Origin of the sequence: Bacteroides sp. D55t1_190419_B8, from assembly GCF_015558905.1 — a bacterium.
GTDB lineage: Bacteria > Bacteroidota > Bacteroidia > Bacteroidales > Bacteroidaceae > Bacteroides > Bacteroides vicugnae.
Genome location: NZ_JADMOU010000029.1, coordinates 1 through 21,948, shown reverse-complemented (window position 1 = coordinate 21,948; position 21,948 = coordinate 1). Strand labels below are relative to the sequence as shown.

The following is a 21,948-nucleotide window of genomic DNA, read 5'->3' as shown; positions in this document are numbered from 1 at the left end:
AAGTGCCGTGCGTAAATTTTGCGCAGCTACTTGTAGCCCGTTACCTGTAGCCTATTGCTATCTGTTATTTTTTACCACTGTTCTTTGCTTCAATGCTTAACGTAGCGTGAGGAACAGCACGCAAACGCTCTGCCGGAATCAGCTTTCCGGTTTCACGGCAGATGCCATACGTTTTATTCTCAATACGTACCAAAGCAGCTTGTAATCCTTGGATAAACTTCAGCTGACGTTGTGCCAGGCGGGTTGTTTCTTCCTTGGAGAGCGTGTTAGCTCCTTCTTCCAATACTTTATATGTAGGAGATGTATCATCGGTATCATTACCGTCCAGTCCCATCAAACTTTTTTTCAACTGTTCATAGTCACGTTGTGCCAATTCCAGTTTCTCCATAATAATGGCACGGAATTCCTCGAGTTCCGCATCCGAATATCTAGTCTTTTCTGCCATAATTTTACAATTTAAAAAGGTTAATCAATATAGTATTAGTCTTTTATCACATTCACAAACAGCGAGAAGTCATCAAACTCCAGCATTGTTCCGTCTTTCACTTCATCTACAAGTTCCAGAGATGTGCCTAAAACTTGGTTACAAATATAAGTATTATATTCATTTACCGCATCATCTGTTTGCGTATTTTTCGAGATTGTTATTTTTATTTTGTCTGTAATCTCAAAGCCGCTTGACTTACGTATATTCTGAATACGGTTCACCAATTCACGGGCAATACCCTCACGACGCAACTCTTCGGTAATAGTAACTTCAAGTGCTACAGTCAGTTTACCTTCATTGGCAACCAACCATCCCGGAATATCCTCACTAAAGATCTCAACGTCTGATGCTTCGATAACAGCTTCTGCACCATCCAGATTTAACGTATACTTTCCGTTCTTCTCCAATTCACCGATTGCTTCCTGTGACATTTCTGCAACCGCAGCGGCCACCGCTTTCATCTGCTTGCCGAACTTCGGACCCAGTTTCTTAAAGTCACATTTCACTTTCTTCACCAATACACCGGCCGCGCCATCAACGAATCTGACTTCTTTCACGTTCACTTCGTTCATAATCAGGTTCTTCACAGCTTCGATATGAGCTTTCTGCTCCTCATCCACCACCGGAACCATGATACACTGCAGCGGTTGGCGCACCTTGATATTCACCTTACGACGCAATGCCAACACCATGGATGTAACATCCTGTGCCATTTGCATACGGGCTTCCAATTCCTTGTCTATCATTTCTTCCTGATATTTCGGGAATTCGGCAAGGTGGACAGAAACGACACTGTCACGACCTGTTGCTGTAATCAAGTCCGTATATAACCGGTCTGCATAGAACGGAGATATAGGAGCCATCAATTTAGCAACTGTTTCGAGACAAGTATACAATGTCTGATAAGCAGACAATTTATCCTGTGTAAATTCACCACCCCAGAAACGTTTACGATTCAGGCGAACATACCAGTTGGACAAATTATCATTCACAAAATCAGAAATCAGACGTCCTGCCTTTGTCGGTTCATATTCATTATAGCAAGTATCTACCTCTTTTATCAATGTATTCAATACAGATAAGATCCAACGGTCAATCTCCGGACGTTCTGCCATCGGCACATCCGCTTCTTTATATTCAAATCCGTCTACATTTGCATAAAGTGCAAAGAATGAATACGTATTATATAAAGTGCCGAAGAATTTACGACGAACTTCTTCCACTCCTTCAACGTCAAATTTCAGGTTATCCCACGGAGAAGAATTGGTTATCATGTACCAACGCAACGGGTCGGAACCATACTTTTCAATCGTAGTAAACGGATCGACAGCATTATTCAGACGTTTAGACATCTTGTTACCGTTCTTATCGAGCACCAAACCGTTAGAAATAACAGCTTTGTATGACACACTGTCAAATACCATCGTAGCGATAGCATGTAAGGTAAAGAACCAACCACGTGTCTGGTCTACCCCTTCTGCGATAAAGTCGGCCGGATATACCTGACGGCTATCCAACAGTTCCTTATTTTCGAACGGATAATGTATCTGCGCATAAGGCATAGCACCCGAATCGAACCATACATCAATCAAGTCTGATTCACGCTTCATCGGCTGACCATCTTTTGATACCAATATGATGTCGTCTACATAAGGACGGTGAAGATCAATCTTATCATAATTTCCTTCGGTGTATTCGCCCGGAACGAAACCTTTATCCTTGTATGGATTGGATTTCATAAATCCGGCAGCTACCGATTTCTCGATTTCATTATAAAGCTCTTCTACAGATTCGATACATATCTCATCCGTATTATCTTCCGTACGCCAGATAGGCAACGGAGTACCCCAATAACGGGAACGGCTAAGGTTCCAGTCATTCAGATTTTCCAGCCACTTACCGAAACGGCCGGTTCCGGTAGATTCCGGTTTCCAGTTGATAGTCTTGTTCAGTTCTATCATACGTTCCTTACAAGCGGTAGAACGGATAAACCAGCTATCCAACGGATAATAAAGTACCGGTTTGTCTGTACGCCAGCAATGTGGGTAGTTGTGGACATGTTTCTCTATTTTGAAAGCCTTGTTGTCTGCTTTCATCATCATGGCAATGACAATATCCAAAGATTCGGCAGCCTGCGCAGCTTTCTCATCATATTTTCCATCTACCATGAATTGAGGATCATAGGCATTTTTCACCCATGCGCCCTGATAGTCCTTGTATTTGTCTACATCCACACATTCTTTTACGAAAGTAGCATCCAGCTCATCCAACAGATAGAATTTACCGGTCAGGTCCACCATCGGACGAGTTTCACCTTTCTTATTGATCATGAATAGTGACGGAATTCCTGCAGCACGTGCCACATTCGCATCGTCCGCACCAAATGTCGGTGCAATGTGAACGATACCCGTACCATCTTCTGTAGTTACATAATCACCCGGTATTATACGGAAAGCTTTATCACTAGCTTTCCAAGTACCGTCTTCAGATACTTCGACAGGTTTTACCCAAGGAATCAACTGCTCATATTCCATACCGATAAGATCAGTGCCTTTATATTCGGCAATCACTTTAAACGGCACAAGTTTATCTCCGGCTTTATAATCCTCCAACTTCAAATCCGCCGCTTTTGCATTGAAGTGTACATTCAATAAAGCTTTAGCCAGAACAACAGTAATAGGTTCTCCGGTATAGGCGTTGTAAGACTGTACAGCCACATAATCGATCTTCGGTCCTACGCAGAGTGCCGTATTTGAGGGCAATGTCCACGGAGTAGTTGTCCAGGCAATAAAATAAGGAGTTCCCCATTCCGTCATTTCCGGTTTAGGATTCTTCATTTTAAATTGGGCAACGGCCGTTGTATCTTTTACATCTCGGTAACAGCCCGGCTGATTCAACTCGTGTGAGCTCAATCCTGTTCCTGCAGCCGGTGAATACGGTTGGATCGTATATCCTTTATATAATAATCCCTTTTTATGCAGTTGCTTCAATAGCCACCACAGTGTTTCAATATAACGATTGTCATACGTGATATAAGGATGCTTCATGTCCACCCAATATCCCATCTGATGAGTCAGGTCTTCCCACTCCTTGGTATATTTCATCACGTCCTTCCGGCAAGCCGCATTGTAGTCGGCAACAGAGATTTTCTTACCAATATCTTCTTTTGTGATACCTAATGCTTTTTCTACACTTAGTTCCACAGGCAGTCCGTGCGTATCCCATCCGGCTTTACGCTTCACCTGATAACCCTTCATCGTTTTGTAGCGGCAGAAAATGTCCTTAATGGTACGAGCCATTACATGGTGAATGCCCGGCATACCATTAGCCGAGGGAGGTCCTTCGAAAAACACGAACGAAGGACAGCCATCACGTTCTGTCATACTCTTGGCGAAAACCTGGTTCTCGTCCCATTTCTTCAGCACATCTTTGTTCACCTGCGAAAGGTCAAACTGCGAATATTCAGTAAATCTCTTACCCATAGCTGTCTACGATTTTACTATTTACAATTTACAATTTGAGGGGTATCCCCATTTTTAAGGGTGCAAATTTACAAAAACATTTGTTTAGTTGAGCAAAAAGCTAAGACTTTTAATCGGATTCGTGTGAAGTTAACGATTATAAACCACCTACAGCCTAAACAAAACAGGTATCTCCTTGTTTTAGTGGGAAACCTAAAAACACTTAACTTATGAATTATGGAATTAGTATTTTATTCAGGGCAATCCCTTTGTTGATGGCTGTTTTTTGCTTCGGATACGGAGCGTTCATTTATGATTATGGAGATGCCGGCGGTCGTGTTGTAGCAGGCCCTGTGATATTCTCATTAGGTATGATATGCATTGCGCTGTTCTGCACGGCTGCCACTATTATCCGGCAAATCATACATACATATAATCAAGCTGTGAAGTACGGTTTACCAATACTCGGCTATCTGGCAGCTATAGTGACTATAATCGGAGGTATCTGTGTTTTCAGTAATGCAGACGGTACTTCAGCTTTTGTGGCAGGCCATGTAATAACCGGCGTAGGTTTTATTACAGGTTGTGTAGCCACTGCTGCCACCTCCTCTACCCGTTTTTCTTTGATTCCGGGAAACTCCAGAGGCACGGGTAATGAAGTTCCTGAAGGAGCATTTACTTTAGGTCAGGAACGGGCATTGGAAATCATTGTCATTCTCATTTCTCTTATCGCATGGATATGGGCGTTTGTTTTATTGGCTAACAGTCATGTGCATCCGGCATATTTTGTAGCTGGTCATGTAATGGCAGGGCTTGCCTGCATTTGTACCAGTCTGATCGCATTGGTAGCTACCATAGCCCGTCAGATACGCAATGTATATTCGGAAAAAGAACGTTCACAATGGCCCAAACTCGTTTTATTGATGGGATCCATTTCTTTTATCTGGGGATTTTTTATAATCTTAGCCGATTCAGGCAGTGCCAACGGTACTACCGGATATATCATGCTTGGACTAGGTTTAGTCTGTTACAGTATTTCCAGTAAAGTCATTCTTTTGGCTAAAATTTGGCGGCATGAGTTCAAACTCGCCAACCGTATTCCTTTAATTCCGGTATTCACAGCATTGGCTTGTCTGTTTTTGGCGGCTTTTGTATTCGAGCTTGCCACTGTAAATACAGATTACTTCATTCCGGCACGTGTTTTATCAGGGCTTGGAGCGATATGCTTTACGCTGTTTTCTATCGTTAGTATATTGGAGAGCGGCACGTCTTCCAAATAAAAAATATTCTATAAAAAGGGCGTCACTATATGCCCCGGATAGTGACGCTATCCAGGGCACATAGTGACGCTATCTTGACAGTATAGCGTCACTCTTTTATTTTTTGAATCTAACCTCATACAGGTCATTCCTGCGGTCTTTCAAGTTACGTACACTACCATACGTATGCAGTTCGTTCAGCAAATCCAGATCAACATCCGATACCAAAATCATTTCTGTGTTAGGAGTTGCCTCCGCCCTCTTTCCGTCCGTTGGAAAAGCAAAATCGCATGGGGTAAACACACCCGATTGAGCATATTGAATATCCATATTGTGCACACGGGGAAGGTTTCCGACACTTCCGGCAATGACTACAAAACATTCATTCTCAATAGCACGCGCCTGCGCACAAACACGAACACGGGAGTAGGCATTCTGGGTATCTGTCAGGAAAGGAACAAATAATATCTGCATTCCCTGATCTGCCATCAGGCGGGAAAGTTCGGGGAATTCCACATCATAGCAGATTAAAACTCCGATCTTTGCACAATCCGTATCAAAAGTGTTCAGAAGTTTACCACCGTTCAGTCCCCAGCTTTTTATTTCATCGGGGGTGACGTGCAATTTCTCGTACATTTCATAGGTTCCATCCCGTCGGCAAAGGAAACCTACATTATAAAGCAGTCCGTCCTCTTTTACGTATGGCATACTTCCGGTTATAATGTTGATATTATAGCTAATAGCCAGATTCATAAACCGTTCCCGAATCTCATCGGTATACTTTGCCAATCCGCGAATAGCCTGTGATTCTCCTTTATCATTATACTTCGACATCAAAGGAGCATTGAAATATTCCGGGAAAAGAACAAAATCACTTTTATAATCGGATACTGCGTCCACGAAGAATTCTACTTGTTCGAACAGGTCGTCCAACGTTTTATAGCTACGCATCTGCCATTGCACTAATCCTACACGAACCGTAGTTTTAGGACTGATATATTCTTGCGTAGGTGGCTGATAATAGATATTATCCCATTGAAGCAAACAGGCGTAATGTTTCGATTCTTCGTCATTCGGCAGATAATTGGTCATCACCTTTCGCACGTGAAAATCATTCGATAGCTGGAAAGTTAGTACCGGATCATAAATCTCGCGTTGACGCACTCGCTCGATATATTCTTTCGGACGCATTTTGTCAGCATATTTATGATAATTCGGGATACGTCCGCCAAACATGATAGCTTTCAGGTTCAATGTTTCGCAAAGCTCCTTACGATATTCATACATACGACGTGCGAGACGCAAACCACGATAGCTCGGGTGGATGAATACTTCAATGCCATACAAGATATTTCCTTTGGGATTATGCGTATTGAATGTTTCCTTCCCTGTCACTTGTGCATACGTATGATCGTTCTTTACTTTATCATAATCAACAATGATAGAAAGAGCACAACCAACTATTTTATCATCGACTACTGTAACAATCTGACCTTCCGGAAAAATCTTAATTAACTTCTGGATCTGCTCACGGGTCCAAAACACATCGCTACCATCTGAATAAACGCGGGTAAACGACTGAGATAACTGTACATAATCTTCTATTTGCAGATTGCGTATCTGCACTTTATTAATTTTTATCGGATGTTGTTCCATAACAATATGTGTTTTATAAAAGATAGTGCAAAGGTATAGCTATTCCTTTAATTGTGTTTTCAAACCAAGAAATAATTAACAATACTATCTATTTTATGCACTCTTTTTCTGCAAATTCCAAATGTGAAAAAGCACTCCTTCACCCACAAAATTCTTATTCACAGGTAATTCAGAAGAAAGATGAAGGGGTAGATAAAAAAATGTTTCTTATATATAGAGAATGCTGCTTAAACAGAAAGAGAAAAAAGCAGTGTTTTAAGAGAAGGAAAGCGGCGCTTTAAGTAGGCTAGAGCAATGCTTTAGCTGCGGAAAAGAGCTGCTTTTATTTGATTCTGCTTCTTCTATCCTCTTCTCTCTAGTCTGGAAAATTCTAAAGACAAAACAATTAGATTTTCCAAAGGATTTTTTCAAGCTAGAAACGGATATGAGAAGTCTTGGAATCAACTTTTGAATCATTTTCATATAGGATGCGTATATAAATACTATCTTTGCGAATATCAATCATAAATAAAAGAGTACCCCAAAAGGTAAAGAAAAGATATGAATTCCAACAAACTCTCCTATCAAGGACAAATCAAGACAATTCTTCATTATCTAAATTCCATGATACAAAAGAATTGGACAGGCAAAACTGCCGATGAGTTCAATCGCTTGATATCTATACCTGAATTAGCTAAAATGGCATGCATGTCTGTTCGTAATCTTCAGCTGATGTTTAAAGCTTACACTAGCGAAACATTACATCAATATATCATTCGTACACGCATGGAATATGCCCAGCAATTACTCAAAGATAATAAAAAAAGTATAGCTGAAATATATGAATATATTGGATTTGCTAACCAGTCAGCTTTAAATAATACACTTCAAAAAAAATACAATCTCACTCCTCGAGAACTACAAAAAAAATTATTGGAAACAAGTCATACTTATCCTTCATATATTTCTCCTTACCGCATAGTGAAATCAGAAACAATACCTGTTTTATTTTTATCTTATATTGGCAATTATGACACTTGTAGCACAGTTGCTTTTGAGACATACACTTGGGATTGCCTATATGAATATGCACAAGAAAACTCTTTATTACCTGATAAGGAAGATTATTGGGGGATAGCTTATGATGACACGGACATTACCTCATTAGAAAAATGCCGTTTCTACGCTTGTATAGCTATTCAAAAAGGAATAGGATCCAATCCCCCTCTTACTAGTCCAATAAAACACATGGATTTACCTCAAGGTACATACGCAGTTTATGTCCATCAAGGAGATTATGCATTGTTAGATGCCTTTTATGAGACAATATTGAAACAATTACCGCAATTTTATAGCTTAGGAGAAACTCCAATCCTGGAACATTACTTGAACTCTCCCACCGACACAGATGTGAAAGAGCTTCTTACTGAAGTTTGGATTCCAATCGTTAAATAATTTTGTATAAGGGCGATATTTCACCCTTATACAAAACTAGTAGCTATCATACCTGATATACACTTTCTATCAAAGACTTAGGACAATATCCGAGGATGTCAATAGAAATTTTCTCGGCTTCTTCTTTTGAGATGTTATCATTAACGATATAGTTCCTAAATACATTTTCCTTTTCTTTATATGCATAAGATGAAAGCAGCGGCCCTACGATCGTTCGTAATTGCAAGTTTTTAAAATCGTCACTTTGCTTGTCACTTAGACCAACACGTGTAGAATGCAAGATGGTTGATCTATTTTCTCTATCACGGCAATCTTCAACAGCTTCTTTTAAAACAGATTCTTTTTCCAAAGTATCATAATCTACATTCTTATCCTCAACAATAAATTTTAAAACGTTATTCGGTCCAAATTTAATTGTGCCATCATCAAACTTAGCGCTTCTAATTAGAATACCATAATATGCATTAGCATTATCAGATAAACAAATATCAATGCCTCCTCTTGTTCCACCTTTAAATTTTGAATTCTTTGTTATACCTGTGCGATGAACATAAAATCTTCCATAATTTTTTTTTTGCAGTTCATTTCCATGCACAAACTCATCATTAAATTTTGCATCTTTAAAATAAGCTTCTACTTCAATAGGGTAAATCCGTAGCCCATTACTTAGTTCAAACATATAGTTTGTGACTATTAACTTATTAATTACTTGAAGCTGTTTCTCTATCTCGTTAAAATCACTGCATTGCATTAAAACTGCAATTTCCTTTTTCAAAGTATCCATAATTATTATCATATTAATATTTCTTTGAGTAAAGATAATCTTTTTAGTAAAGAGTTGTACCGAATATATCAACTTTTTTACTTCTCACTTAGATGATATCAAATAGTCAACAACAGAGTCCCAATTCGGATACTGTTCCGAGCCAAATAAGATTAATTCACCACTAAAATTTTCAGCACCATTTTTGAGGCGATCATCTATCAAAAAGTCTCCTTTGTTCAAATTTTTATGATGACTAAGAATTAATCGTTTATAACCATCAGTACCTAACCATTTTCTCACCCATATTAGTTTATCTGACCAGGCAGAAGGATTATTCCAAGGTGCCGTGGAAAGAATATATACATCATAAAAACGTGCTAAATGATGGTAGGCATTAATTGCTCCTTCATACGGACCCATTCTTGCAAAAATATCAGGTACCTCATCATATCGTCCTTCATATTCTCTCTTTTCGTATTCACTCAACTTGTTAATACCTGATTGAAAATCAACTAGAACATTATCCATATCAATATAAAGGATAGGTTTGGAAGTCGATAATGTTGATATCATAATATTTAAAATTTTGGATTAAATGATTTTTTTTGCAATAATAGCCATTCTTTTGAACAGATAAAAAAAGCAGGTTCTTTAGTATATTGGTAATTAGAATACCATTCACCTCGCAAACTAAATAAATAGCGCCTAATAGACAACCAATTCGGAAATCGTTTTGTACCAAAAACAATTAGATTAACCTCATATATTCCAATGCATTCATTATTTTCTTTCTGCAATAAGCGTCCATTCCATTCCCAATAGCCTGATGATAAATCTCTAAAATCGAAGCAGCTAGAATTTAATAAATCTCGAATTCTATTTTCTCTTGTTTCCAAAGCCTTCACTAAAAGAGATTCCTCTATATATATCACAAAGCTAGGATAAGGATTAATCATACTCATTTCTTTACTTGATTTTGCTTTCTTAATTCTTCAATGATCTTTTTTTGATTACTCGTAATTTTACTGCTACCATTTATCCATCGGTTAAGCTTTACACCAATCTAAAATAATATTACAAACCCAATAATTAATTCCATATTTTTCTACTTTTTAAATTATATTTGAAAATAAACTAGATACATAATTACTCATAGTCCAAGACAAACAATTCAACGCACCTCCCCATCTCTCTACAATCGGAGCTATATTAACTTGGTAAATTCGTCCCTCATAGAAAGGATATAACTTTTTTATCTGTTCTAAAGCCTCTCCATCTGTAGGTAATCCAAGTCCGGGGACAATGATTATATCACGTGTCTGAAGCATATTTATGTATGCCCAACTATTCTCATAATACTTACTAAGTTTTAAATCCACAACTACAAAAATGTCATTCAATCTACGTCTCATCTCCCGTTCTATCTTTTGAGGATATACTTTCAAGTTGACCAAAATCTTACCATCGCCAATATTGTGAACAATCCCATCTGTATGACCACAGATATCGTATCTATCCCATGGTAGAAATATAATATCTGCTCCATGAAAGTTTGCCTTTAATATTGCCAGTACTTCTCCCTGATCGATCTGCGAATTTTCTTGGAACACTTTTTCTGTCATGATAATAATTGGTTTCCGCTTTCTTATACATGATCCCATCCACTTAGAATTTCCCTCACACACAACAACATTCCCTCCATCAACTATAAGTGGCGATTGAATAATATCCATCTTGCTACTCATGGTTTTAAGTACGGGAACAATATTAGTTTTATACTGTGGTTTATCCGTCAAATAATCAGGTTCATAGCGGAATTGAATATAAGTATTAGCTCCCCACTGTATTGGCATATAATCTCGGCACCAATAATCTTTAGTGTGCATCAAAGTCCTATGTGCTATATGATGGCGAGAAAGAATATTAGATAATTCTTCATAAACTTTAGGGTAGTGACGTACAAAAAGGTTCGAGAAATAAACGGTATCTTTATATTGCTCTGTTATCATACTTCAATTTTTATAACGCAAAGATAAGCGTATCATTGGAGAACATATTTACTCAAAAATGCAAAAACATTAATTGTAACACCAACGATAAAACAATTAATGCAAAATAAAAGATTGATTTACTGAATGATATGTATATAAACAATTATGACACCATACCATTGGTACGATGTCATAATCTCAACAGAATCATGTCAGGAGGCCGAAGTCATAATGACATGATGAAATTACACTAACCTAATTTATTTGTCTTTCTTCCAAAGTTTGCTCATATCTTCCAGTGTCTTGCCCTTCGTTTCAGGTACCCAACGCCAAACGAAGATGGCAGCAGCTACGCAGATAATGCCATATAAACTATACGCAAACATCGGGCTGAAATCGTACAATGCCGGGAAAGTAGAAGATACAATATAGTTGAATATCCATTGGAAAGCTACGGCGATTGCCACTGCTTTACCACGGATGGTATTTGGGAAGATTTCCGAGATCAACACCCAGCAAATCGGTCCCCAGGACATCATGAAAAATGCTGCATATACAATCACTGAAAGTACCGGAAGGATACCCTTTATTGCCATGCTGTCACACATTGCTACTGCAAATGCACCAACAGCCATACCAATAGAACCGATTATCAACAACGGTTTACGTCCGAAACGGTCTACAGTGAAGATAGCAACCAGTGTAAAGATAATGTTTACAATACCCATAATCACAGTTTGCATCATGCCACCTCCTTCTGCACCTGCATTTTCAAAAATACGAGGAGCATAATATAGTACCGCATTAATACCGATAGCTTGCTGGAATACAGAAAGCAAAATACCGATCACAATTACTGCCACTCCATAAGTAAAGATTTTCTCCGTCTTCTCATGAGCAGTAGCTTTAATATCATTAAGGATTTCCTGTGCTTTTGTCTTACCATTGATCTTTTCCAGAATTGAGTAAGCCTTTTCATCCTGCTGTATCAATACAAGATAACGTGGGGTCTTCGGAACAAAGAACAACAACAGGCCAAAGAAAGCGGCAGGGAAAGCTTCCGAACCAAACATGTAACGCCATCCTTCATACACAGTCCACATATCAGATTCAGAACTAACAGACAGTACACCGGCCGCATCTTTCAAAATAACAGGATTCTGATGACCGCCCATAATCAGGAAATTCACGAAGTACACTACCAACATACCAAAGATGATAGCAAACTGGTTACATGATACAAGCGTTCCACGAATATTGGAAGGGGCTATTTCAGCAATATACATCGGACAGACGGCAGAAGCCAGTCCTACTCCGATACCACCCAAAACACGATACAGATTAAAAGCAATCAGCAAATCCATGTTCGGCTTTCCATATTCGAAAAATAAGAATTCCGGATAATAGGAACCTAATGCTGAAAGGAAAAAGAGTACGGCAGCAAGCCTTAAGGAATTACGACGTCCCAAACGGGAAGCAAATATACCGGAGATCGCACCACCCAGTACACAGCCAATTAATGCACTGGAAGAAGTGATTCCATGCATTACTTTATTATATTGAAAATCAGAGGCCGAAAGGAAAAATGCCTCCAAACCTTTCTCTGCGCCCGAAATAACGGCTGTATCGTATCCGAAAAGCAGTCCTCCCAAAATGGCGACAGAGGTGATCGAATATAGGTAGAGTTTACTACCCTCGTTCGTTGTATTAATCATGGTTATAAGTAGATAAAGTAGTGTTGTAGTAGTTGGAAATCTCACCACAGAGTGACACAGAGTTTCACAGAGAAATACAATATTAAATGAAAATGAACTCTGCGAGACCCTGTGCTACTCTGTGGTGAATTAATTATTAGCAATACATATTCAGAATTGCTTCATAAAGTTCTTGTTTACCGCTAGTCTGCTTCGGTTCGCCGTTTGCTTTAGCATAAGCAACTACGTCTTCCAAAGTCAACTTGCCATCTTCAAATTCCTTACCTTTACCAGCATCGAATGAAGCGTAACGGTCAGACAACATTTTCTTATATGGAGATTCGTTCAACAGAGCAGCTGCACTTTCCAATGCACGAGCCATAGCATCCATACCTGCGATATGAGCGATGAAGATATCTTCCAGGTCAGTAGAGTTACGACGAGTTTTAGCGTCGAAGTTTGTTCCACCGTTACCCAAGCCACCATTACGGATAATTTGCATCATAGCTTGTGTCAGTTCGTAGTTATCAATCGGGAACTGGTCTGTATCCCAACCATTCTGATAATCACCACGGTTAGCGTCGATAGAGCCCAACATACCGTTGTCTACTGCTACTGCCAATTCGTGTTCGAAAGTATGGCCAGCCAAGGTTGCATGGTTTACTTCAATATTCACTTTGAAATCTTTATCCAAGCCATGAGCTTTCAGGAAGCCGATTACAGTTTCTGTATCTACATCATACTGGTGTTTAGTTGGTTCCATCGGTTTCGGTTCGATCAGGAAAGTACCTTTGAAGCCACGAGCACGAGCATAATCACGAGCCATAGTCAGCATTTTTGCCAAGTGTTCTTTTTCACGTTTCTGATCTGTATTCAGAAGAGACATATAGCCTTCACGGCCACCCCAGAATACATAGTTCTGGCCACCCAGTTCGATCGTTGCGTCGATTGCATTCTTGATCTGAACAGCAGCACGAGCTACTACGTCAAAATCAGGATTAGTAGCAGCACCGTTCATATAACGTGCATGACCAAATACGTTGGCAGTACCCCACAACAGTTTGATGCCTGTTTCAGCTTGTTTCTGTTTTGCATAAGCTACGATTTCTTTCAGATTAGCTTCGTATTCTTCGATGCTTGCACCTTCAGAAACCAAGTCTACATCGTGGAAACAGTAGTACTCGATACCCATTTTCTGCATGAATTCGAAACCTGCATCCATTTTATCTTTTGCAGCTTGTATAGCGTCAGCATTACTATTCCAAGGGAATTGTTTTGTTCCGCCACCGAATTGGTCACCGCCTTCAGCACACAAAGTATGCCACCATGCCATAGAAAATCTCAACCAATCTTTCATCTTCTTACCGTTGATTACCTTTTCAGCATCGTAGTAACGGAATGCCATCGGATTCTTACTATCTTTACCTTCGAACTTAATCTTTTCAATTCCCGGGAAAAATTCTTTTGTTGCCATAATTCTTTTATTTTTAAATGGTTATTATTTAGATTGTTAATTATTTATCTGAAGAAAGAGCCGGAGCCGGTATGTTACCAGTCATCGACTTTTCAAGGCGGTATTTCCATTTTGCATAGGCATCAGCATATTCCTGACGTTTCGCCACATTAGGCTCGATCACATCCAGTTTGTCAAGCGTAGCAAATGCTTCATTGTTATCTTTATAGATGCCTGCACCGATACCTGCACCTTTCGCGGCTCCTACTGAACCGTCTGTATCATAAAGCTCGATAGTGGCTCCTGTAACTCCCGCCAACGTATCGCGGAAGATAGAACTCAAGAACATATTAGCGTGTCCGGCATGGATCATCTTTACGGGAATTCCCATCTGCTCCATGATATCAATGCCATATTTAAAAGAGAATACGATACCTTCTTGAGCGGCACGAATTATGTGGTGTTTGCCATGTGCATTGAAGTCCAGTCCACGGATGCTGCAACCGATTTCTTTATTGTTCAGCATGCGTTCGGCACCGTTACCAAAAGGTAGAATACTGATTCCCGCACTACCGATAGGAGCTTTGGAAGCCAACACATTCATTTCATTATAAGATATTCCTTCGGGAGCAATGTTGCGTTTTACCCATGAATTAAGAATACCTGTTCCGTTGATGCAAAGCAATACTCCCAGACGTGTCTGGTCTATTGTATGATTGACATGGGCAAAGGTATTGACACGTGACTGCGGATCATAGTTCACTTCACCGTTCACACCATAAACCACTCCTGATGTTCCCGCCGTAGAAGCAATTTCGCCCGGGTTGAACACGTTCAGAGAGAGAGCATTGTTAGGCTGGTCACCTGCACGATAAGTAATGGGTGTTCCTTCTTTCAATCCAAGTTCTTTGGCAGTCATTGCACTGACGCGTCCTTGTTCTGCGAAAGTCGGTTTAATATCTGCAATCAAAGAAGAGTCGAATCCGTAATAATCCATCAGAAAATCAGCCACCCGGTTGTTCTTAAAATCCCAGAACATACCTTCCGAAAGTCCGGAAACGGTTGTGCAAATCTCTCCACTCAACTTCATGGCAATATAATCACCCGGCAACATTATCTTGTAAATCTGCTCATAGATGGCAGGTTCGTTTTCTTTAATCCATGCCAACTTGGAAGCTGTAAAGTTTCCCGGTGAGTTCAACAAATGAGAAAGACATCTCTCCTCTCCGATTGTTTCAAATGCTTTCTGACCGTATGGCACAGCACGGGAGTCACACCAGATAATAGCAGGACGCAATACACGCTGACTCTTATCGACACATACCAATCCGTGCATCTGATAAGAGATACCGATGGCTTTTATTTCAGCAGCACTCACTCCGGATTCGGTCATAATAGCCTGTGTAGCCAACTTTAAGTTTTCCCACCAACTTTCCGGATCTTGTTCCGCCCATCCGGGATTCACTGCAATAATATTCGCTTCTGTTTTCGGAAAAAATGCCGATGATACACATTTGCCTGTTTCAGCATTCACCAAACTCGCTTTTACAGACGAGCTACCTATGTCATAACCTAATAGAAACATAATTTTATTTACGATTAAACGATTTACTATTTACGATTTAACGCTCAATGTCCGATAATTAATGCTATAACATTCAACGCCTAATACTTAATACCTAATACTTGATACTTAATACTTGAATAAGGTCTACCTTCTCACCTTATTATATATCTTCTTATCAAATTTATAATAACGGGCAGCACGGTGAGCCACTCCTTGTTGTTTTTCTTCCAGAGGAACTACATATTCCATCATGGCTATTTTCTTATGGAAGTTGCGTACATCCACAGCTTTGTCGTATACTAATTCAAAAAGGGTTCTTAATTGTGCAGCTGTAAATTTGCGCGGAAGCAGTTCGAACAACATGGAAGGATTAAATTCTACAAACTGACGAATATAAGTCATAGCTTCCTTAATAATCAGATTATGGTCGAAAGCCAATGTTTTCACATCTTTCAAAGCAATCCAACAAGCCTGATGATCGTCCAGATTCTTATCCAGTGTGCGGTCAATCTTCACCATCGACAGATACGCAATAGTTACAATGCGTTCCACTCTTGACTGCATAGCTCTTTCCAGCCAACGTACATCTTTCGGATTACTTGTCCTGTTTTTAGAACCGAATGCTTTAAACTGCATCAGATTCACATTTTTAAGTCCTGTCAGTTCATACAAAACTCGTTGCGCTGCTTCATCCAGGTCTTCATCCATATATATAAGACTTCCGGGAAGTTTCATATCGTGATATACTTCTCCATTATCTTCACCTGCACGTTTTACAAGCAACACTTTCAGTTGTTCTCCGTCAAAACCAATCACTACACAGTCCACTGATATATGATTGTTTGCTAAAGGTGTATTTTTCTGTAAATTTTGCATATCCATTTCTTTAATACGGTGCAAATATAGAGGCTAAAACTCATCAAAACAATAATAAGAACCATGCTATAAAACATTGTTTTTCACATAAATACATATCATACATTCTACAATATGAATAGTTAGTGTTATCTTACGAATTACAATATGTATTTTAGTATTTCCGCGAGTGAGTAATTGTACAAAGTACAAAAACTAGATGGACGCTTTATTATCAGTACTTTTCATATCATCTTCATCAGATACCGGCAAAGGTACTTATTGTATTTTAAACGATATGTCATTTTGTACCTTATCGTTTTTTATTCTATCTTTGTCGGGTATATATTAAAAAAACTAAAATGGAACGTCATCCAGTCATTTTATCCATTGCCGGCTCCGATTGTTCGGGAGGCGCAGGTATTCAGGCAGACATAAAAACAATCTCCGCTCTAGGTGGCTATGCGGCATCGGCTATTACTGCCATCACCATACAAAATACACTGGGAGTACGTGCCGTACAGTCTATCGCCCCTGATATTGTTCGTGGACAAATAGAAGCAGTGATGGACGACCTGCAACCGGTTGCCATCAAAATAGGAATGGTAAATGATATTCAGATTGTTCGTGTGATTTCCGACTGTTTACAAAAATATTCACCTGCATACGTCGTCTACGATCCAGTAATGGTGTCTACCAGCGGAAAGAAACTCATGACAGATGAAGCTATAGAAGAAATAAAAAAAGAACTTTTGCCGCTTGTGACATTAATCACTCCCAACATCGACGAAGCGAAGGTGCTTACAGGCAAAAGTATTCACAACATTCAGGACATGCAGGCGGCTGCCAAAATGCTAACGGACGATTATCATACTAGCATCTTGTTAAAAGGCGGACATCTGGAGGGAGACAATATGTGCGACCTTTTGCACACGTCCGAATCTATCTACCATATATATGAGGAGAAAAAGATAGAAAGCCATAACCTGCATGGAACGGGGTGTACCCTCTCCTCTGCCATTGCTACTTACCTGGCCAAAGGATACCCCATGAGAGAATCCATCCAGCACGCTAAAACGTATATCACGCAAGCTATTATCGCAGGAAAAGAATTGAATGTCGGACACGGCAACGGCCCTTTATGGCATTTTCCGGACTCCGTTGCACAAATGTGTACATTTTGTGCGGTTGTATCATAAAAATACGTAACTTTGCACCCGCAATTAAAAATCAATTAAATAATAAAAATATGAAAGCATTTGTATTTCCCGGTCAAGGCGCTCAATTTGTAGGAATGGGTAAAGACCTGTATGAAAACTCAGCTTTAGCAAAAGAATTGTTTGAAAAAGCAAATGATATCCTCGGATATCGCATTACAGATATCATGTTCGATGGCACAGATGAAGACCTCCGTCAGACAAAGGTTACCCAACCTGCCGTATTCCTTCATTCTGTTATCTCCGCTCTTTGCATGGGCGATGATTTCAAACCGGAAATGACAGCCGGCCACTCACTCGGTGAGTTCTCTGCATTGGTAGCTGCCGGTGCATTGAGTTTTGAAGATGGACTGAAACTTGTTTATGCTCGTGCAATGGCTATGCAGAAAGCTTGTGAAGTTACTCCTTCCACAATGGCCGCCATTATTGCATTACCTGATGAGAAAGTAGAAGAAATCTGCGCAGCAGTAAATGCCGAAGGTGAAGTTTGCGTACCGGCTAACTACAACTGCCCGGGACAAATCGTTATCTCCGGTTCTGTACCAGGTATCGAAAAAGCTTGCGAACTGATGAAAGCTGCCGGAGCTAAACGTGCCCTTCCGCTGAAAGTAGGTGGTGCTTTCCATTCTCCATTGATGGACCCTGCTAAAGTTGAGTTGGAAGCTGCTATCAAGGCTACGGAAATTCATACTCCTAAATGTCCGGTATATCAGAATGTAGACGCACTTCCTCACACTGATCCTGCAGAAATCAAAAAGAACCTGGTTGCCCAGCTGACTGCTTCCGTACGCTGGACACAGTCTGTTAAGAATATGGTTGCCGACGGTGCTACTGATTTTACAGAATGTGGCCCGGGTGCAGTACTTCAAGGACTGATTAAGAAAATTGACGGTACTGTCAACGCTCACGGTATTGCATAAGCATCCGTAAGAAAGAGTTTATCTTTAAATATATGAAGCGTGTTGGTAACTATTGCCAACACGCTTTTTTATATTAAGCCTATTCATAGCATACGGACTAACATGTTGTATAACACCCCGTTACTTTTCTTTTCCGGCAAACTTTCCGTATCTTGCTATTGTTTTTATTACAGGAATCATTTACTCAAATTTATGAGCCATGAAAATACATGAATATCAAGCGAAAGAGATTTTCTCCAAGTACGGAATACCTGTCGAGAGGCACACTTTATGCCGTACAGCCGCAGGTGTCATAGCCGCTTACCGGAGGATGGGAACAGACAGAGTGGTTATAAAAGCACAGGTATTAACCGGAGGACGGGGAAAAGCCGGAGGAGTGAAACTGGTAAATAATACGGAAGACGCTTATCAGGAAGCTAAGAATATTCTCGGAATGAGTATTAAAGGTCTTCCGGTCAATCAAGTACTGGTTAGTGAGGCGGTAGATATTGCTGCCGAATATTATGTCAGTTACACCATCGACCGGAATACACGTTCTGTCGTTCTGATGATGAGTGCATCCGGTGGTATGGATATCGAAGAGGTAGCCCGTCAAACACCGGAAAAAATCATCCGATATTCAATCCATCCATTTATTGGTCTTCCCGACTATCTGGCAAGGCGTTTTGCTTTCTCCCTCTTTCCTCAAATGGAGCAGGCGGGTAAAATGGCGGCCATCCTTCAGGAACTTTATAAGATCTTCATGGAAAATGATGCATCATTAGTAGAAGTAAATCCGCTGGCACTAACCAAGAAAGGTACGTTGATGGCTATTGACGCAAAGATTGTTTTTGATGACAATGCGCTCTATCGCCATCCGGAGGTACATGCTTTATTTGATCCGACGGAGGAAGAAAAAATAGAAGCAGACGCTAAGGATAAAGGATTCAGCTATGTCCACATGGATGGTAACATCGGCTGTATGGTAAATGGTGCCGGACTCGCTATGGCTACTATGGACATGATTAAACTTTATGGAGGTCAGCCAGCCAATTTTCTCGACATTGGTGGTAGTTCCAATCCTGTCAAGGTAATTGAAGCCATGAAACTTTTATTGCAGGATGAAAAAGTGAAAGTGGTCCTGATTAATATTTTCGGAGGAATCACCCGCTGTGATGATGTAGCAATGGGGCTTCTTCAAGCATTCGAGCAGATAAACAGTAATGTACCTGTTATCGTACGGCTTACAGGCACTAATGAGCATATCGGACGGGAACTGTTACGGAATTACAGCCGTTTCCAAATAGCCACAACGATGAAAGAAGCTGCCCTTATGGCTCTGAAAGCGTAATAAGTACCCAAATCATTAATAAATAAAGCAATTATGAGCATATTAATAGATAAATCCACCCGCCTGATTGTACAGGGAATTACTGGGAGAGACGGACTTTTCCATGCCAAGAAGATGAAAGAATACGGAACCCATGTTGTTGGAGGAACTTCTCCGGGCAAAGGAGGAACAGATGTAGACGGCATCCCCGTATTCAACACTATGTATAACGCGGTTGAACAAACGAAAGCCAATACTTCTATCATTTTTGTTCCGGCACGTTTTGCGGCAGATGCCATTATGGAGGCAGCAGATGCGGGCATCCGGTTAATTGCCTGCATTGCTGAAGGAATCCCCACGCTGGATGTGATTAAGGCGCACCAGTTTGTCGAACAAAAAGGTGCTATGCTGATCGGCCCCAACTGTCCGGGACTGATCTCTCCGGGAAAAAGCATGATAGGCATTTTACCGGAACAGGTCTTTTTAGAAGGAAATGTCGGAGTTATCAGCCGTAGCGGAACACTTACTTACGAAATTGTGTATCACTTAACGGCGAATGGCATGGGACAATCCACTGCTATCGGCATCGGAGGTGATCCTGTTGTAGGTCTTCATTTCCGTCAACTGCTGGAGATGTTTCAAAATGATTCGGAAACAGAAGCGATCGTCCTGATTGGAGAGATTGGAGGAAACGCAGAAGAACAAGCGGCTGAATATATCCGCAATAATGTAACCAAACCTGTAGTGGCATTTATTGCGGGGCAATCAGCTCCTCCGGGGAAGCAGATGGGACATGCAGGAGCTATCATTTCAGGAAGTTCCGGTTCGGCAAAAGAGAAGATTGAATCTTTAAAAGCTGCCGGTATCCGGGTGGCACAAGAGCCTTCGGATATACCGAAGCTATTGAAAAGATAAAATCCAAAAGAGAAATAAAAGACAAAAGTAGTCATATCATAATAGATGCAGATTCACTCCCTCAAATAAGTAATTACATACTTATCGTTTAGAGTAAATCTGCATTTATTTTACATACCTTTCTTTATACCTAATTTTATAAGAAGAGCATTCATAGGATATGCACAGAAGAAGCCGAAAAGCATAGCTAACTGCATCATAAACCAGAACATCCATGTGTCTTTGGGTAACGGTTCATTGATGAACAATACAAAATAGACAATCGCCATCCAGCCATACATTCCGACCTGCCAGGATAAAAGAGAAAAGAAATCCGCTTTGAAAGCACGAGCCAAGGCATTACCTACCGATATTTTTTCCATCTCCCTAATAGCATAGAATTGGAAATAAACACCAATCATCAAAGCCAGGATAAAGTCAAGTACCCAATTACCAAAGAGCTGACTTCCTGCCACAGTTACAGGAACATAGTTTGTAAACCACTCTCCTATGATATCTGCCAATGTACATCCTGCACCACAATGAAGCGCTGACAAAGCTACCGATTGCCAATAAGGACGTTGCATTCCTTGCATCGACATTTCTCCCGGCATGGCCATATCCATCGCCATATTATCTTTCATACCGGACATATCCATTCCCTTCATATCAGACATATCCATTTTCATCCCATCATCCTCAACTTTCATCGAACCACTCCGTCCAAACTTATTATACGCCCATAAAGCTAAATAACTTCCCCATAATGCAGATAATATCCAGACTGCATTCATTATCTTCATTGATTGCGGACGATGTGTCAGGTCTATGGCAATATGTACTGCAATTCCGATACCTGAACATACTAAGAAAACGGCTATTAAATTGAGCATGACTGTATGTTTTTTGTAAGCACTCACTGTATGGCTCTTGTCCCAACCTCTAATCTCTTTTACCTTTGTGTCGAACTTAAAAATCGACAACA

18 protein-coding genes are annotated in these 21,948 nt (G+C 40.2%); 6 read left to right on the top strand and 12 right to left on the bottom strand.

The window, feature by feature from the left end; genetic code table 11:
* Positions 1-64: 64 nt before the first annotated feature.
* Both I2I13_RS19640 and ileS read right to left on the bottom strand, forming a co-directional pair.
* Complete coding sequence (locus tag I2I13_RS19640; RefSeq protein WP_004295883.1) at positions 65-445, bottom strand: TraR/DksA C4-type zinc finger protein; 381 nt, start codon at positions 443-445, stop codon at positions 65-67.
* 35 nt (positions 446-480) lie between these two features.
* Positions 481-3,969, bottom strand: a complete 3,489-nt coding sequence (ileS, locus tag I2I13_RS19635) for an isoleucine--tRNA ligase (RefSeq protein ID WP_195650287.1) — start codon at positions 3,967-3,969, stop codon at positions 481-483.
* 209 nt (positions 3,970-4,178) lie between these two features.
* Between ileS and I2I13_RS19630 the strand changes: the two genes are divergently transcribed.
* On the top strand, positions 4,179-5,228 hold the full coding sequence (locus I2I13_RS19630) for a DUF2776 domain-containing protein (RefSeq protein ID WP_195650286.1): 1,050 nt from the start codon (positions 4,179-4,181) through the stop codon (positions 5,226-5,228).
* A gap of 96 nt (positions 5,229-5,324) precedes the next feature.
* Here I2I13_RS19630 and I2I13_RS19625 read toward each other — a convergent pair whose 3' ends face one another.
* On the bottom strand, positions 5,325-6,863 hold the full coding sequence (locus I2I13_RS19625; RefSeq protein WP_195650285.1) for a carbon-nitrogen hydrolase family protein: 1,539 nt from the start codon (positions 6,861-6,863) through the stop codon (positions 5,325-5,327).
* A gap of 603 nt (positions 6,864-7,466) precedes the next feature.
* Here I2I13_RS19625 and I2I13_RS19620 point away from each other — a divergent pair.
* Entirely contained in the window at positions 7,467-8,297 is an 831-nt protein-coding gene (locus I2I13_RS19620) for a GyrI-like domain-containing protein (RefSeq protein WP_229128674.1), read from the top strand.
* A gap of 46 nt (positions 8,298-8,343) precedes the next feature.
* On the opposite strand, the gene I2I13_RS19615 is transcribed toward I2I13_RS19620, so the two are convergent.
* The 8 genes from I2I13_RS19615 to I2I13_RS19580 form a co-directional block, all read right to left on the bottom strand.
* Positions 8,344-9,081 (bottom strand): hypothetical protein, encoded by a 738-nt coding sequence (locus I2I13_RS19615; protein ID WP_195650283.1) that lies wholly within the window; start codon positions 9,079-9,081, stop codon positions 8,344-8,346.
* Between the two features lie 84 nt (positions 9,082-9,165).
* The gene (locus I2I13_RS19610; RefSeq protein WP_195359008.1) at positions 9,166-9,636 is read right to left on the bottom strand and encodes a hypothetical protein; all 471 of its coding nucleotides are present in this window, start codon (positions 9,634-9,636) and stop codon (positions 9,166-9,168) included.
* Between the two features lie 5 nt (positions 9,637-9,641).
* The gene (locus I2I13_RS19605; protein ID WP_195650282.1) at positions 9,642-10,025 is read right to left on the bottom strand and encodes a hypothetical protein; all 384 of its coding nucleotides are present in this window, start codon (positions 10,023-10,025) and stop codon (positions 9,642-9,644) included.
* Positions 10,026-10,175: 150 nt separating this feature from the next.
* Entirely contained in the window at positions 10,176-11,072 is an 897-nt protein-coding gene (locus I2I13_RS19600; RefSeq protein WP_195650281.1) for an agmatine deiminase family protein, read from the bottom strand.
* 242 nt (positions 11,073-11,314) lie between these two features.
* Positions 11,315-12,769, bottom strand: coding sequence for a D-xylose transporter XylE (gene xylE / locus I2I13_RS19595; protein WP_148366634.1), 1,455 nt, complete (start codon positions 12,767-12,769; stop codon positions 11,315-11,317).
* A gap of 136 nt (positions 12,770-12,905) precedes the next feature.
* Complete coding sequence (gene xylA / locus I2I13_RS19590; protein ID WP_148366633.1) at positions 12,906-14,222, bottom strand: xylose isomerase; 1,317 nt, start codon at positions 14,220-14,222, stop codon at positions 12,906-12,908.
* A gap of 40 nt (positions 14,223-14,262) precedes the next feature.
* Entirely contained in the window at positions 14,263-15,786 is a 1,524-nt protein-coding gene (locus tag I2I13_RS19585) for a xylulokinase (protein WP_148366632.1), read from the bottom strand.
* 126 nt (positions 15,787-15,912) lie between these two features.
* Positions 15,913-16,644, bottom strand: coding sequence for an NUDIX domain-containing protein (locus tag I2I13_RS19580; protein ID WP_117513002.1), 732 nt, complete (start codon positions 16,642-16,644; stop codon positions 15,913-15,915).
* A gap of 341 nt (positions 16,645-16,985) precedes the next feature.
* Here I2I13_RS19580 and thiD point away from each other — a divergent pair, with 341 nt between their 5' ends.
* From thiD to sucD, 4 genes are all read left to right on the top strand, one after another.
* Positions 16,986-17,822, top strand: coding sequence for a bifunctional hydroxymethylpyrimidine kinase/phosphomethylpyrimidine kinase (gene thiD / locus I2I13_RS19575; RefSeq protein WP_004295872.1), 837 nt, complete (start codon positions 16,986-16,988; stop codon positions 17,820-17,822).
* A gap of 50 nt (positions 17,823-17,872) precedes the next feature.
* Entirely contained in the window at positions 17,873-18,760 is an 888-nt protein-coding gene (gene fabD, locus I2I13_RS19570; RefSeq protein WP_148366631.1) for an ACP S-malonyltransferase, read from the top strand.
* Positions 18,761-18,959: 199 nt separating this feature from the next.
* Positions 18,960-20,090, top strand: coding sequence for an ADP-forming succinate--CoA ligase subunit beta (sucC, locus tag I2I13_RS19565; RefSeq protein ID WP_195650280.1), 1,131 nt, complete (start codon positions 18,960-18,962; stop codon positions 20,088-20,090).
* Between the two features lie 33 nt (positions 20,091-20,123).
* A complete protein-coding gene (gene sucD, locus I2I13_RS19560; protein ID WP_195650279.1) occupies positions 20,124-20,984 on the top strand; it encodes a succinate--CoA ligase subunit alpha in 861 nt (286 codons plus the stop codon).
* Positions 20,985-21,094: 110 nt separating this feature from the next.
* Here sucD and I2I13_RS19555 read toward each other — a convergent pair whose 3' ends face one another.
* Entirely contained in the window at positions 21,095-21,856 is a 762-nt protein-coding gene (locus I2I13_RS19555; RefSeq protein WP_195650278.1) for a DUF4396 domain-containing protein, read from the bottom strand.
* Positions 21,857-21,948 lie beyond the last annotated feature (92 nt).

Bases quoted from the DNA above. Each gene is read 5' to 3' on its own strand.
- sucC (WP_195650280.1), top strand. From the start codon at position 18,960: ATGAAAATACATGAATATCAAGCGAAAGAGATTTTCTCCAAGTACGGA.
- xylE (WP_148366634.1), bottom strand. From the start codon at position 12,769: ATGATTAATACAACGAACGAGGGTAGTAAACTCTACCTATATTCGATC.
- I2I13_RS19605 (WP_195650282.1), bottom strand. From the start codon at position 10,025: ATGAGTATGATTAATCCTTATCCTAGCTTTGTGATATATATAGAGGAA.
- I2I13_RS19625 (WP_195650285.1), bottom strand. From the start codon at position 6,863: ATGGAACAACATCCGATAAAAATTAATAAAGTGCAGATACGCAATCTG.
- I2I13_RS19620 (WP_229128674.1), top strand. From the start codon at position 7,467: ATGATACAAAAGAATTGGACAGGCAAAACTGCCGATGAGTTCAATCGC.
- fabD (WP_148366631.1), top strand. From the start codon at position 17,873: ATGAAAGCATTTGTATTTCCCGGTCAAGGCGCTCAATTTGTAGGAATG.
- xylA (WP_148366633.1), bottom strand. From the start codon at position 14,222: ATGGCAACAAAAGAATTTTTCCCGGGAATTGAAAAGATTAAGTTCGAA.
- ileS (WP_195650287.1), bottom strand. From the start codon at position 3,969: ATGGGTAAGAGATTTACTGAATATTCGCAGTTTGACCTTTCGCAGGTG.
- thiD (WP_004295872.1), top strand. From the start codon at position 16,986: ATGGAACGTCATCCAGTCATTTTATCCATTGCCGGCTCCGATTGTTCG.
- I2I13_RS19615 (WP_195650283.1), bottom strand. From the start codon at position 9,081: ATGGATACTTTGAAAAAGGAAATTGCAGTTTTAATGCAATGCAGTGAT.
- I2I13_RS19610 (WP_195359008.1), bottom strand. From the start codon at position 9,636: ATGATATCAACATTATCGACTTCCAAACCTATCCTTTATATTGATATG.
- I2I13_RS19580 (WP_117513002.1), bottom strand. From the start codon at position 16,644: ATGCAAAATTTACAGAAAAATACACCTTTAGCAAACAATCATATATCA.
- I2I13_RS19630 (WP_195650286.1), top strand. From the start codon at position 4,179: ATGAATTATGGAATTAGTATTTTATTCAGGGCAATCCCTTTGTTGATG.
- I2I13_RS19640 (WP_004295883.1), bottom strand. From the start codon at position 445: ATGGCAGAAAAGACTAGATATTCGGATGCGGAACTCGAGGAATTCCGT.
- sucD (WP_195650279.1), top strand. From the start codon at position 20,124: ATGAGCATATTAATAGATAAATCCACCCGCCTGATTGTACAGGGAATT.
- I2I13_RS19585 (WP_148366632.1), bottom strand. From the start codon at position 15,786: ATGTTTCTATTAGGTTATGACATAGGTAGCTCGTCTGTAAAAGCGAGT.
- I2I13_RS19600 (WP_195650281.1), bottom strand. From the start codon at position 11,072: ATGATAACAGAGCAATATAAAGATACCGTTTATTTCTCGAACCTTTTT.
- I2I13_RS19555 (WP_195650278.1), bottom strand. From the start codon at position 21,856: ATGCTCAATTTAATAGCCGTTTTCTTAGTATGTTCAGGTATCGGAATT.